Genomic DNA, 14,870 nt, shown 5'->3' on the forward strand with positions numbered 1-14,870 from the left:
CCCCTTTTCTCCCCCTGCTGCGTCAATTTCCCTTGACGTGCCCCGACACGCCTGCGGAAAACTTTCTTGCTTGGAACGAAAATTCGGCAAAATCTGCTTCCTTCGGAGTTTTCAGACACGCCCTAGCGGCACAAAAAAATGTCCCTTCTCCCGAAAAGCGGATGAGGAACATTTGGGTCAACCGAAGGATAATACTGAATATTGAAAGAATTACGGATCGTTACATTACGATGATCTGATCAAGCTGCCCAGCAATACATCCAGATTCAAAATGCCTGCACGATGGTCTTCACAGAACCCGATCTTGTCAAAAACACCAAGCATGAAACGGCGGTGTTCCTCAGCTGGTTCCTCGAAACGATCATAACTTACAACAGAATCGACCATATCTACGATCAGCGGCACGAATCCACCTTTGTAAGGCACCACAATAATACGAGTAGAAGAGGTATCCTCCTGGTCCGGCATGCCTAACAATACACGAAGACTCACAACTGAAACGACCTTACCGTACAACGAAGCAAAGCCCCGGATCTCCGGACTTCCAAATGGAACTGTTGTTACCTGCACCATTCTGATAATCTCATGAACTTCATCAATTCGAAGTGCAAAGATCTGGTCTCCTACCGAAAAATTAATATATTGCATTCCCTCGTCCATAATTATCCCCATACCCTCTCATTCCGTATAATCAGATCCATGTAAAATATTTAAATAAAACTACAAGAAGAGCACTTTATTTGGCAAAGTGACCTGCTTATGATTCACATTCACCAAGTCACCACAGGTACTTTCGTCCCATTAGTTGTTACTTTGGTGTATCGGTTATTTTCAAGCAAATGTTTAGGCTTCAGATCAATTTTGCCAACTTCAATAGACGTTGCATTACCGGTTACTGTCTTTGCTTTGTTCATTTGTTTGTGCCCATGCAGCGACTTGATTCTCATCCGTTCAGTTCATCTACCAAAGGCCATATAAAATCACAGCATAAACTACCGATATAAATAGTATATACAGGATCAGAAAAGAGGAAAATCATGACGCTCAAAACCAAAGTTATTATCATCGTCACCACCATCTGTATTCTGCTCGCAGCGCCACTTAGCTATATCGCTTTGTACGTGATTGAAAAGCAAGCGACAGAATCCGTGGATAATGAGTTGCAAAGCACAGTCCAAAAAGCAGTAACAGAAGTCAATGGATGGGCTCTAACTCAAGCCAAAGTCATTGAAACACTGGGCAAAGTCATTGATGATACGGTACCACTCAATGAGATCAGCATGGAGCATCTGCAAGCTTTCCAACTGGCCTCCAACAAAGAGGATATCGCCACCATTTATTTCGGTCTCGAAGACGGTACATATCTAGACGGAGCAGGTTTTATCCCGGATGCAACCTTCGATGCACGCGAGCGTCCATGGTACGTGGCCATTAAAGCGTCGAATCAACTCACGTTCAGTGATGCTTATGTCACCAAGGCCGGCATACAGTCCATATTTATCGGTGTGCCGCTACATGACGAGAATGGGAATTTCCAAGGTGCCATATCGGAAAATATCTCACTCGATTCCATTAAGGATGAGATTAATTCGATCCATACAGATAACGGATTTACCTTTTTGCTGGACCAGAAGGGTGTTGTGCTCTCACATCCGAATCATGAGCTGTTGAATACACCTCTTGCCGAACAAAGTGACTATACCGATATTGTGGGCACGATGCTTAAGCAACCTAACGGATTGTCGGAATACACGTATAATAACGATCGGCAGTTAATCTATTACGAGAAAATTCCGAATACCAACTGGATTGTGGCAACCTCCATCTCCAAAGCAGCAGCCTTGGCGGAATTCACCAAGACAAGACAGCTGTATCTGGCGTTTATCGTTATTTTCACTGTGATTCTGGCAGCTCTGGCCTACTTCTTCGCGCTCAGAACGATTAAACCCCTGCTGAATATGAAGAACAGTGCGCAACAATTGGCCGCAGGAGACCTTACGGTGCAAGTTGCCGTCAAAGGTAAAGATGAAATCGCCCAGTTAGGCACTTCTTTCAATGCCATGTCCACTTCTCTGCGTCAATTGATTCAACAAGTGGATCACTCTGCACAGCAAGTACAGGCCTCTTCTCAAACGATGTATAAGGAAGCTTCCGGCAGCAATGAAATTGCAGGCCAGATCTCCACAGTCATTGAAGAGATTGCCAAGGGTGCAGGCGAACAGGCTGAATCCATCCAATCCGGTGCAGAGATGGTATCTGGCATTAATCAAGTCATTGACCAAATTACAGATGAGGCTCATCAAGCTTCGCAAACCATACTGGATGTTACTCAGGCCATGGAAAGCGGTACAAGTGCTATCAGCCGCCAGATGGATCTTTCTGAAGTCGGACAACAATCCACGACTCGGGTCGAAACATCCAATGAACTACTACTTAGCAAAATTGGAGCAATCTCCGAAATTACGGGCAGTATTAAGAATATTGCGGCTCAAACCAATCTGCTGGCCTTGAATGCATCTATTGAAGCTGCCCGTGCTGGAGAGCATGGCAGAGGATTCGCGGTGGTGGCGGGTGAGGTTCGCAAACTGGCAGAACAGTCCTCCCAGTCTGTAGCGGGTATCGATCAGCTGTTGAATGATCTCAATCATGCAGGTCAGCAAAGTGCAGCAGAGCTGGAGCAATTCAGGTTGAATAGTTCAGCGCAATCTGACTCTATGGCAGAGACGTCGGCTTCTTTTGAGAATATCCGTCAGTCCATTGAGGAGATTATTCATCAGATCAATTCCATTACTTCGGGCATGAACAGTATCAAATCAGGTGCTGCTCAGGTCTCTGACGTCATTACAGGGCTCGCAGCGGTTGCCGAGCAAAGTGCAGCTTCGACCGAAGAAGCTGCGTCTTCGACCACGGAGCAATCCGAGTCCATTGGTAATATCGCAGATGCCGCCAAAGCATTATCGGATCATGCGGATCAGTTGCTATTGGAAGTCAGTCGTTTCAATACGGAGAGTAAGTAACCTGACATCAATCTCATTAATTTCGTTGCAAAAAAAGACCAAAGATCAGCTTGATGCCGATCTTTGGTCTTTTTTATCCCCATATTTATGGATCTGTTTCTATGTTTTCAAATACTTGGAACAAAAAAACGGAATTTCTGTGGATAACTTATATTTTCGCTCCAAAATGGCTGTTTTATGGAGTGAAAACATGAGTTATACCTGATTTGTGGATAAGTTGTGCACATATTGCACACATGCTGTGGATATGTTTAGCGTTTCATGTGGATATTCATTATTTTAATGTGGACATGTTGTGTATTTGTTTGTAAATCTGACGTAAAATCTGAATTTTCGCCCCAGTTATCCATTACTGTGGACACGTTGTGGACATGCCCGATTTGCTTCACTCTGGTTATTCCACCAGTTCACCCTGACGCATAATCAGCTTATCATCGATATACACATCCGGCTTTTGCACAACTGCATCGATATGCACACCGGCGGCAATCGTTCCACCGAATGTATTATTGCTGCCAAAGGCCACATGAATCGTGCCATACACTTTCTCATCTTCCAGCACTACACCCGTGATTCTCGCCTTGTTATTGGTCCCAATTCCGAATTCGCCGAGAAAGCGACCATCCCCCTCGCCAAGTGTTGCCAGTAATTGCGCCCCATCCGGGCCTTCAGCTGAAACCAAACGTCCTTCCTTGACGGTTAATATCATCGGTTCACGAAGTGCACCGATTCCAGCAACGGAGCCATCTACAACAATACGGCCTTCGCCTTTACCCTCAACCGGAGCAATATAGGCTTCTCCAGATGGCAAATTGCCTGATTCACCGGGGTTCAAGTACATGCCTGTGCTCGGTACACCGTTACGATCTTCAATGGAAAAGGACAGACTATGCCCCTGCTTCTCTATTCGTACATGACGACCTGCAGTTAATAGAGCTGTCACCTTCTCGGTTAATGCCTTTACTTGTGAGTATTCAGCCGTAATTGCTCCGTTCACAAACATATCCTCTGTCATGCCAGGCATGGTTGCCACTCGAGTTCCTGATGCAGCAGCTTGTTTGCGTGCTTGGGTATGCGTTAATGAATATCGCGTTACACACACGGCTACATCTGCCCGAATCATGGCATCCGCGATTGGCGCAGGTGGCTCTTCACCGGATCTGCTGCGTTCCTTCATGATTAACAGGACTGATTCTGCTCCAAGTGCTTTGCCTGCCTCATAGATGGATTCGGCCAAATCCCGTTTCATATCGTCTGCGACAACCACCAGATTCTCTCCGCTACGTAGTCCCAGACACTCGATTAGCACATTTTTACTAATCTCCACACGTTGCTGACTCATACATTCATCTCTCCTGTCTTTGGTTCATCTCTTCACAACTCGACTTGACCCTTTCGACAGTTGGCACGGGATTCCTGCATATCCGAACCGAATCTGAACTCATCTCACGTTATCAGACCATTCGACGAGGATTGAAGCTGTTTCCTTATACTGATACGTCGGAAAGTAATGTCCATAGGGCACATCTATGCGTTTGATCTTCGGGTTCATATCCCGGGGATAGTGATATTCCGGATCTTCCTTGGCCCATACGACCAGCGCATTCTTGGCATAATGCTGACTTTCCATTTTCGCCCACAACGTTGATCTCGCGCCTTTCCTCTGACCCGAGTGGATCCAGCGCAACAGGTCTGCATGTGCTCCTGCAATGCGAGGGGATTGGAGACTGGAGCGTATTCTCTTGCCCATGGTATGGGCCATAACACTGCCGTCGCCTACGCCGCTATAGGCACTGAACATTTGAATCCAACTTTTCTCCGATCTGCCACGCAGCAGAGAGCGCATCACCCCTCTTGGCAAACGCGAAATCCATCTCAGCACATTCGGATTCGAATTGTTAGCTACTGGCTGAAGCAAACCCAACCGAATGTCTGTCCGCCCGCTACGCATATGTGCCGCAGCTGCAATAGCTGCACCGATCGAATGACCCACCAGCTTCACCGGACCTTTAAACTCACCGAGCGCCTGAAGCAATGCATCCACCTGACCTTCAAATGCTTCATCCCCCTGATGTACAGGGGACCGTCCAAATCCAGCGAGATCGATTAACCATACCGGGTTCCCGGTCCGTTCCCTAAGCTGTTGTCCCAAAGGTAACATCTCATCCGCAGATTGAAGCAAACCATGTACAATAATCCACGGCTCACCCTCACCTTCCCAACCAAGCATAGCCATATTTCCGCTCCGCGACCGAATATAATCTGTCGGAAAACCCTCAGGTAGCGGCGTATAACGAAGACGATAGTCCAGATCGGCTGTAACCAGCGGAAGCTGTTCCCGGATGTCCGGCCAGGATTGCCCCATGCGTGTGAACAGAGCCTCCGTCTCTTCAACCGGGAATGACCGGTTGGTAATAAAAGCAACCGACTCCGCTGGAACACCACTGATGCGTGTGCCCCCAGATTTCATGATCCATTGGATCCATGGTAGTGGCACAGCCCCTTTGGGCTTGGGTACGTCCAATTGCTGTGCCAGAAGCTGCAACAGTTCCTTCATATTGGGACTGTCTTCCTTCCGCGCCAATAGTGGATAGGTTCCTCCGACTGGAGCGGTTTCCCTCGATAGAAAAACAAGCGTCTGTGCAACAATGTCATTCTCCACAAGCGGTAACCAATAGGATGAACCTCCCGGCACGACCGGCATAAGTCCTTTCTGAATCGCCTGAATGAGCAGGCCAATCCCACCCGTTTGCTCGGTTTCACCGGTGGGACGCGGTCCAACCACTGTACTCGGATTCACAACGGATAAGGGATAGTTATGCTGCTCTGCATGCTCGCGAATATGCAGATCGGCATGAAACTTCATCTCTTCATACGCACTTTCATTGTTATCCACATGCTCAACCTGTAGATAGTTCCCCTGTGCATTCCGCTCTCCATAAGGACTCATATAACCAACAACGTGGATAAAGTGTCTTAATCCGTGGTTACGGTGGATTTCCCGTGCAAGCTGTGCCACTTCTCTGGCCCCGTTCATAAATATCTGCTCTGCTACTTTTCGGTCCAAGGTAACGTCCATGGTTCCACCCGCATGCATGATTACATTTGCTTCAAGAGCACGCTCCCGATCCGCTGTAGTCATTCCAAGACCCGAATGGGATAAATCACCCGTAATAAATGTAATTCGGTCGAAATTCTTCACTCCGTAAGCCTTCAGCACCGTTCTGGCTCGCTGTTCCGAACGAACCAACAAGAGCAATTGTGCCTCTCCCTGCGTGAGTTGCTTGACCGTTTCTTTGCCAATAAAACCTGTGCTGCCTGTCATGAAGATGATCGTTGCTGCATTATCAGCCTTGCCCATTACCTTATTTATTCTTGTCGTATGTACACTCATTCTGTTACAGCTCCTTTTAGTACTATGTAGTACTAGTTATATTCAAAAAAAGAGCTTCGATTAACGAAGCATCTGACAAAACGTACGTGCCGACTGTTCTATAATCCCTACATCACGGGCAGTTCCCGCAAGAATAAGTGAACCTTCCAGGGCTGCAATAAATAACAAAGCGGACGGTCCTGGCTCGATTCCCTGGCGAAATTCACCGCGATCCAGACCTTGCTGAAATAGCTTTTCCACCATTGGTCTAAGCTCCCGAAAGAATCTGGATATGCTCTCCTTCACTTGGGGTGCAGTGTCGGGTGTCTGCATATATAGCGTAACAAAAGGACAGCTCCCTTCGTAATTTCGGCCTTCAATGCCTGCCGATAGCAAAGCCATGAATGAGTAGATGCGTTCTTCCACCCCTCGCTCACGCTGACTGAGCAGCAAGTACAACTCCGATTCATACTGGGCAATCCAGTACTGCACCACGGCCTGAAGCAATTCCTCCTTGTTTTTAAAATGATAATAAATGTTGGACTTGGATACTCCACTTACCCGTACGACCTCATCCATGCTGACGTAGCTGTATCCCTGACGCAGGAATAACTGTGCAGCCACTTCAACCGCCTTCGTCCGGTTCACCGGATTGGAACTTTTGGATTTGGCAGATCCTGTGATCGATTTTTGATTTGTCATAATTAGAACTATATAGTACTAGTTAAATAAAAACAAGTTTTTCTGTTAACAAAAGATACTCTCTTGCTTAAGTTCCACTCACTTGTCCACATTTAGAAAATTATACACACAAGATATCCACATATAGTATTAACTCTAGATTAAATACGTCACGGGATCATTAACCCTTCCGGGTTATCCACATGTCTTCCGCTTTGACACAACAAAAAAAGGTGACTCCGGTTCATCCAGAGTCACCTTTGCATGTTTTTTATTCATAATTCATTAAATGAATGGGAATCTGCTATTTTTTCAGACTATCCCAGTTCTGTTGTAATGCATCAAGCAATCCGGCTTTATCCGATTTGCCTGCAACATAAGCTTGAATAGTGCTACCGTACTCTTGTGGGACGCCTTCAGGGAAACGGTTGAAGTTCCAGCTGAGTGTTTTATTTTCCTGACTGTATTTCATAATTTCAGTGGCGAGGTCACCCAGATCCTCTTCGGATGCCGTGATAGAACTGAACGCCGGGATGAACTTGAATTCTTTCGTCATGTACTGTTTCCCGATATCCGAAGTTACGAGCCACTCCAGAAACTCTTTCGCTTCCGGTTTCACTTGGGAATTCTTATTCACAACCCAGTAGTTCGGCACGCCGACAAACAATTTGTCATTCGGTTCATTGTTAATTGGCATTGGCAGGATACCCAGATTCAGATTTGGATCGATTCCATCGATCTGTACTTGAGTCCAGTTTCCTTGCTGCATCATCGCTGCTTCTCCACTCGCAAACAGCGTTACTTGCGTATTGTAGTCGGTTGTCAGCGGGTTTTTGTTGCTATATTTCAACGTTAAGTCGAGCAAGTTGATCCAGTCAGTGAATACCTGGTTGCCAGGAATTTTCTCCGTGCTTTCGTTGAGCCCCTGGATGAATTTCACCGGATCTGCCTGATTCGCAAATGCCACGTTTACGTTATGGTTACCCAGCACCCACCACTCCTGATATCCGTTCGAGAATGGCGTAATGCCTGCGGCCTGAAGTTTCTGTGCGGCCTGATCCAATTGTTCCAGTGTCGTTGGAATTTCAGTGATGCCAGCTTTTTGGAAGAGGTCTTTGTTATAAATGAAACCATAACCCTCCAGCGCGAGTGGCTGTCCGTAGAGCTTGCCGTCTTTGGTCATTGGCTCTTTGGCTACTTCGAGCGCATCCTTCGCCCAAGATTCTCCAGACAGATCTTCCAGATATTCAAGCCATGTATCCAGCTCACGATAACCACCAACGTTGAAAATATCCGGTTGTTCGCCTGCGGCAAACTTGGCTTTCAGCGCAGCACCATAGTCACTACCGCCACCCACGGTTTGGATATCCAGTTTGACACCTGGATGGGAGGATTCATATTCGGCCTTAAGGCGATTAAGCGCTTCCGCAATTTCAACTTTGAATTGGAAAATTTTAATTGTTTTGTCCCCGGCAGCAGCTTCGCCTCCACCCTGAGCATCCGTATTGACTGGACTGCCGCTTTTATCCCCGTTGCCACAACCCGCAAGCATTACCGAAAAAGCAATCAGCATAAGCAACGTCAACTTCGTCATTCTTTTCATACATACACTCTCCCTATAGTAGTTTCAGTATAACAGTTCCACTAAAGAATATTTACACTGGCACTCCGATGACAGAATAACCTTCCGATCGCTGTTATCCCCAGATTTTTTTGATCCATTAATAATGGGAAAAATCCCGGGATAGTGTATGCTTCCGAAGCAGCTTTCTTCCAGAAAGCTTTTAGGTGAACGCTTCGCTTCTTCAAGTTATTTCTGCCCTCTACGTTTTCGTTGTAAATGTTTAGTTGAACTCATCTAGCATTTATCAAGAGAAGGATCCCCATCTATTTGGGCATCTTTCTCTTCAAGAGTCATGCCCAAGCTATGCGGGCATGACTCCCTTTACACACCTCCATGCGAGGTGGGAGCAAAGGGATCAGGATGCGATGGAGGAGCGGAGCGCTCGCCTTTGATACTCGGTGGCTTCCTTGCCTTAATACATTCAGGCCACCGAGGAGCAACAGCGACCGAAAGCGCAACTTGAGCCCGCAGTGACCTGCACTCGCACCCTTCTCTGCCTTACCGGATTTAGCTTTAAATCTTTTCTTGAAGGATCTCTTTTCTTTATTGCTCTTTTCCCTAGGAGTCATGCCCAAGCTATGCGGGCATGACTCCCTTTGCATACCTCCATGCGAGGTGGGAGCAAAGGGATCAGGATGTGATGGAGGAGCGGAGCGTTCGCCTTTGATACTCGGTGGCTTCCTTGCCCTAATACATCCAGGCCACCGAGGAGCAACAGCGACCGAAAGCACAACTTGAGCCCGCAGTGACCTGCACTCGCACTTACCCTTTAACTGATCCAGCGGTAATCCCCTGAATGATATACTTCTGCATCAGCAGGAAGAAGATAATGATCGGCATGATACCAAGTACAAGTGCTGGCAAGGCCAGATCCCATTGCTTCGTGTACTGACCGAAGAGTGCAAAGGTCGCAATCGGGATTGTACGCAGGTTGGAGCTTTGCAAGATCAGGGATGGAAGCAGATAATCATTCCAGATCCAGAGTGTGTTCAGAATGATGACGGTTACATACATCGGCTTCATGAGTGGAAATACAATCCGGAAGAACACTCCATAGACCGAGCTTCCATCCACCCGGGCTGCCTCCTCAATCTCCAGCGGGACGGATTTCACGAATCCGTGGAACAGAAAGACCGACATGGGTGCCCCGAAACCGAGATAACAGATGATGAGTCCGCCAAGGCTATCGATCAGGCCCAGATTACTGGTTACAGTAACGAGCGGAATCATGATAGACTGGAACGGAATCACCATGGCGGCAATGAACATGCCGAACAAAATCCGGTTGAACCGGGTATTACTGCGGACCATTCGGTACGCGGCCATGGAACTGATCAGCACAAGCAACAGATTGCTGACCACGGTAACGATAAGCGAGTTCATTAGCGCGGACGGGAAGTTAATTTTCTCCCAGGCGTTCGCGTAGTTGCCCCACTGGAATACTTCCGGCCATGCAGCCGAATTGGTGAGCAGATCACCGAAGGTTTTGACTGAATTCACAAACAGGAAGTAGAACGGAACCAGGAATAAAAGTCCAATGAGTACCATGACAATCTCGGTTACAATGGTACTGAAGCGGTAATTTTTCGTCGTCTCCATTAGGCTTCTACCTCCTTGCTCTTCGTCAGACGTACCTGAATCATGGTGATGATGGCAACGATTACGAAGAACACGAGCGCTTTGGCGGTTCCGATGCCATACCTGTTATTCACAAAAGCTTCATTGTAAATATTGAGTGCAACCGACTCTGTCGATCCGAATGGTCCGCCTTTGGTTAGCGACAGATTGAGATCGAACATTTTGAACGACCACGAGATTGCCAGGAACAGACAGATTGTCACACCCGGCATAATGAGCGGAAGAATGATGCTCCGCAATACCTGCCAGCGACTTGCACCATCAATCTCGGCGGCTTCCAGCAGATCAGGGGATACATTCGTCAGGGATGAGATGTAGATGACCATCAGATATCCTGCGGTCTGCCAGACAAATACAATAACAATACCCCAGAAGGCGGTCGGTTCGTCTCCCAGCCATGGAAGGTTGAAGAAGGACCAGCCGGTCACATCGCCTACTGCTGAAAACCCTTTCACAAATATGAACTGCCAGATAAAGCCGAGCAACAACCCACCGATCACGTTCGGCATAAAAAAGATTGTACGCAGAATATTTCTCGTCTTAAGCGGTTTGGTCAGGAAATACGCCAGGAAAAAACCGATCACATTGGTCAGTACTACACCAACCACGGTAAAGCGTACCGTAAACCAAAACGCCGTTTGGAACTTGGGATCATTCGCAAACACATGCACGAAGTTATCGAACCCTACCCAATTAATGTTCTCGGATACCCCGTTCCAGTCCGTGAAGGAATACACCATGCCAAGCAGGAAAGGGACCACGATGATGAGAATAAAAAACACGATGGAGGGACCCACGAACACGAGCTGCTGTAACAGCTGTGAAGATTTGCGATGCTTCATATCGTTCTCCCCTTCTATAGATGGATGAAGTTGGTCTCTTTTTCTATTAAACCCCAATATCGCCGAGGGAAACACCGACCCTTGTGAACAGTTGGGGGTAAAATATTGTCCTTTCTTAACCTGCAACCAGAAGGGGTGTTCCGATGTCCAAATACTACAGTATACGCACCAAATTAATTGCTTTTATGCTGATTGCTACTACACTTCCGCTGCTCGCATCGATCAGCATGACGTTTATCCAGACCAAAACGGCCCTGCGGGAACAGGCTGTTGAAGAGAACAAACGCCTGATCTACCAAGCGTCCACCAATCTCAACAACTATGTGGATAACGTGGCCAGAGCGTCGCTCGCTGTGTATAACGACCCGAATTTTCTGCGTAACTTGGCGAAGATCCCTGGTGATTATCGTGCGGTGGCCGAGGTGTACACCACTTTGCAGACGATACGCGCTGCTGTGCCGGATGTATTCCAGCTGTATTTGCACTCTTTTGCCGCTGATCAATCCACCTTAATTATGAGCCCCTTTCCGAAACGGGAGGAACGCAAACAAGCTTATTCCGACTCGCTTCATGGAAGATTGGGTGGTGACAACTCGGATATCTGGGTGGAATCGGCCCATATGAGTCACACTTACGGATTCAAGGCTGCCTCCGCCGATGACCCTGCCAGAACGGTCATTACCTTGCATCGGGTGATCAAGGATATTCCGTCCACCGAGCGTCTGGGTGTGCTCGCCATTGATCTGAATATGAATACCATTGCAGCAATCTGTGGCAGGTTGTATGATCCGGCTAAGGAACAGATCTATGTGGTGGATGGACAGAATCAGATCATTTACCAGGGACGTTCCGAGGTCAATCATACCGAAGCATTCCGAGAGGAAACGGCTAGTGAACTGACTATTGCACGATCTAGCGCTGGTACAGCCCAGAATGTCGCAGGACATTTTGAACAGGATCGTTCCATGTATGTATATCAGCAGCTCGGTAGCTCATATGCCGATTGGACCATCGTCAAACAGATCCCGAATGAGACGTTATACGCCAGAGCGACCACACTCACGTGGAATAACGCGATGATTGCCATCGCGGCACTTGTATTGGTCATTGTCGCAACCTTGTTCATCTCCATTCGAATCACGGGTCCGCTCAAGCAGCTTATGCGGTATATGAATCAGATTCAAGCGGGGCGTCTGCATGTGGATATCCATCTATCCAGCCGAGATGAATTCGGGGTGCTCGCTCGTCATTTCCGGGATATGATGGATACGGTAAATAACCTGATTCTACGGGAATATCGACTGGAAATCGCCAATAAGACCAATCAGCTCAAAGCGTTGCAAGCGCAGATTCATCCGCATTTTCTGTATAATACATTGCAATCCATCGGTACACTTGCCCTTCAACAGCAAGGACAGCGGGCATATACACTGCTCTCTTCCCTATCGAAAATGCTGCGCTACAGCATGCGAGATCAGACCTGTGTGACATTACGCGAAGAGGCGGAGCATGCCCGATTATATCTGGAACTGCAACAGGAGCGGTTCGGTGACCGCCTTGAGGTGAATTTGGATTTTGCCGAAGATACGCTATCTGTCGAAATGCCAAGAATGACGTTACAACCTTTAATTGAGAACTATTTCAAACATGGAGCAGATATTCAGCCTGGCAAAGGACAAATATCCCTATCCAGCCGCCGGATCAACGATCATTGGATTGAAATAGAACTGAACAATAACGGCCCCTCCATACCTGAAGATAAGTTACTGGAGATCCAGGGATGGTTCCATCAAAGTCTCACAGCAACCGGGTTATCCACGCAGGAATCCGACGAGTCTGAGTCCATCGGTCTACGAAATGTGATACGCCGACTTCAATTGAACTCGCATCCCGGTCACTCAGCCAGACTTGAGATCAGTAATCGGGAACCCAATGGTGTGAAGATCACGGTTAAACTATACGCGGGAGAGTGAACAACATGAAGGCACTGCTTGTAGATGATGAAAAACATGTCCGCGATGCCATAAGGTTGCTTGGTCATTGGGAAGAGTTTGGTATTGATACGTTACTCGAAGCGGCAGACGGGGATGAAGCCATAACTGCCATCACGGCACATCAACCTCAAATCATACTCAGTGACATGCGTATGCCGGGCAAGGACGGTATGGCATTACTTGAATGGATATCAGTTCATGCCCCACACAGCAAGGTACTGGTCATTAGTGGATATGATGATTTTGAACTCGTAAGACATGCAATCAGACATGGAGGCATGGACTACCTGCTGAAACCTGTGGAAGCAGCCGAACTGAACGCATCCCTATTGAAGGCAATCACGGCCTGGGAAGAGGAGGATGCTGTTCGAATGCAATCCACAAGGCAATCCATTGTGGTTAATCGGATGAGGCCTCATTATCAGGATCGTCTATTAACCGAACTTGCCGTTGGAAGAGGCAGCAGCCCATCACATATGCAGCGATTGCAGGATGAGTTGAATCTCCCCGGTCTAATCCCTGTCTGTAGTGTCGCTGTCACCAGTCTGTCCCATCTGGATGCAGATTGTCTGGCAAAATACCGCAGTCAACCGGACCTGCTTGTGTTCTCCGTGCTCAATATCTGTGCGGAGATGTTATCCACACCGGACGAAGGCGTGATGTTTCGCCAGTTGGATCAACCTGACGAGATTGTTCTGCTGCATTGGGGCCCACCCGCATCATTGGAACATATTCTGGATAAGGTCAATCATGGATTGGAGCAGACGATTCAGCGCCGGCTTCATTTCGGCATCTCCACCTGCAAGTCCTACCCTGGCGGAATCTCAGCAGCCTATTTGGAAGCAAGTTCCAGGTTATGGCGACGTAATGCATTGCAAATCAAGCAGAGAATCCATGCTTCAATGGAATCGTCTGGCGGGCTTAAAAGTAGACGTTTAACCGCCCATGAAGAGTCCATGCGTATGGCGGCTATGAGCTGCCGGGTTTCCAGTGTATCCGCTGCAGTCGCTGAATGGCTTGATCCGATCACTGAGCTTGAGGTTGTCAGTGCCGAGCAGATCCAGCAATGGATTGATGAGCTGGAATGGATGCTGAGCCGCTGGCTTGATGATACGGAAAGCTCACCACCCAAAGCGGAAGAAGTGACGGAGGAACAGTCTATCCCCTTTGCTGAATTACCTTTTGACCCTGAAGGAATGTTATCCTTGCCCCTGCTTCGTTCATTGTTGGAACAACGGTTGCTTGCGGCTGGAAAGGCGTTAACCACTCATCAACACGCCAATCCTGACCCCATGAGCGAGATTGCGCGCTATATGGACACCCATTATCAGGAGGACCTGTCCTTGCAGCAGATTGCCGCGCGTTTCTATCTGAGCCGGGAGTATATCTCACGCAAATTCAAACAGCAATTTGGTCTGAACTGGTCGGAATATCTGGGCAAACTGCGAATCAATAACGCAAAGCTGCTACTTCAAAACCCTTCTCTGCGAGTCGCCAAAATCTCAGAGATGGTTGGGTTTCAGGATGAAAAGTATTTCAGCAAAGTGTTCAAAAAAATAGAAGGCATTACGCCAGCAGAATATCGTAAAACATTATTACAGTCAGGTACGTGATACCATGAACTAAACTAAAAAGGACTCCTCGCGGGAGTCCTTTTTTGCGATTTATTTGTAGCAAGAAAACAACATAACTCATGACGAC

General features: G+C 47.6%; 11 protein-coding genes. 3 read left to right on the forward strand and 8 right to left on the reverse strand.

The features are described from left to right. Nucleotides 1-225: 225 nt before the first annotated feature. The gene (locus FS628_RS24385) at nucleotides 226-672 is read right to left on the reverse strand and encodes a chemotaxis protein CheW (protein WP_145325566.1); all 447 of its coding nucleotides are present in this window, start codon (nucleotides 670-672) and stop codon (nucleotides 226-228) included. Nucleotides 673-770: 98 nt separating this feature from the next. Beyond that, complete coding sequence (locus FS628_RS31505; RefSeq protein ID WP_222125287.1) at nucleotides 771-947, reverse strand: hypothetical protein; 177 nt, start codon at nucleotides 945-947, stop codon at nucleotides 771-773. Between the two features lie 90 nt (nucleotides 948-1,037). On the opposite strand from FS628_RS31505, the gene FS628_RS24390 reads away from it, so the two are divergent. After that, the gene (locus tag FS628_RS24390) at nucleotides 1,038-3,017 is read left to right on the forward strand and encodes a methyl-accepting chemotaxis protein (protein ID WP_145325567.1); all 1,980 of its coding nucleotides are present in this window, start codon (nucleotides 1,038-1,040) and stop codon (nucleotides 3,015-3,017) included. Nucleotides 3,018-3,411: 394 nt separating this feature from the next. Here FS628_RS24390 and FS628_RS24395 read toward each other — a convergent pair whose 3' ends face one another. From FS628_RS24395 to FS628_RS24420, 6 genes are all read right to left on the reverse strand, one after another. Further along, entirely contained in the window at nucleotides 3,412-4,359 is a 948-nt protein-coding gene (locus FS628_RS24395; RefSeq protein WP_145325568.1) for an aminopeptidase, read from the reverse strand. A gap of 99 nt (nucleotides 4,360-4,458) precedes the next feature. Then, a complete protein-coding gene (locus tag FS628_RS24400; RefSeq protein WP_145325569.1) occupies nucleotides 4,459-6,411 on the reverse strand; it encodes an alpha/beta fold hydrolase in 1,953 nt (650 codons plus the stop codon). 60 nt (nucleotides 6,412-6,471) lie between these two features. After that, nucleotides 6,472-7,038 (reverse strand): TetR/AcrR family transcriptional regulator, encoded by a 567-nt coding sequence (locus tag FS628_RS24405; protein WP_145325759.1) that lies wholly within the window; start codon nucleotides 7,036-7,038, stop codon nucleotides 6,472-6,474. Nucleotides 7,039-7,375: 337 nt separating this feature from the next. Then, on the reverse strand, nucleotides 7,376-8,674 hold the full coding sequence (locus FS628_RS24410) for an ABC transporter substrate-binding protein (protein WP_145325570.1): 1,299 nt from the start codon (nucleotides 8,672-8,674) through the stop codon (nucleotides 7,376-7,378). Nucleotides 8,675-9,457: 783 nt separating this feature from the next. Then, a complete protein-coding gene (locus tag FS628_RS24415) occupies nucleotides 9,458-10,294 on the reverse strand; it encodes a carbohydrate ABC transporter permease (RefSeq protein ID WP_145325571.1) in 837 nt (278 codons plus the stop codon). Continuing rightward, entirely contained in the window at nucleotides 10,294-11,175 is an 882-nt protein-coding gene (locus FS628_RS24420; RefSeq protein WP_036607341.1) for a carbohydrate ABC transporter permease, read from the reverse strand. Before FS628_RS24420 ends, FS628_RS24415 begins: the two co-directional genes overlap by 1 nt. Before the next feature lie 143 nt (nucleotides 11,176-11,318). Here FS628_RS24420 and FS628_RS24425 point away from each other — a divergent pair, with 143 nt between their 5' ends. Next, nucleotides 11,319-13,148: a cache domain-containing sensor histidine kinase gene (locus tag FS628_RS24425; RefSeq protein ID WP_145325572.1), complete on the forward strand. Its 1,830-nt coding sequence runs from the start codon at nucleotides 11,319-11,321 to the stop codon at nucleotides 13,146-13,148. Nucleotides 13,149-13,153: 5 nt separating this feature from the next. After that, a complete protein-coding gene (locus FS628_RS24430; RefSeq protein WP_145325573.1) occupies nucleotides 13,154-14,782 on the forward strand; it encodes a response regulator transcription factor in 1,629 nt (542 codons plus the stop codon). The last annotated feature ends 88 nt before the right edge of the window (nucleotides 14,783-14,870 follow it).

Source organism: Paenibacillus xylanexedens (genome assembly GCF_007676705.1).
In the GTDB taxonomy this organism is placed as follows: Bacteria; Bacillota; Bacilli; order Paenibacillales; family Paenibacillaceae; genus Paenibacillus; species Paenibacillus xylanexedens_C.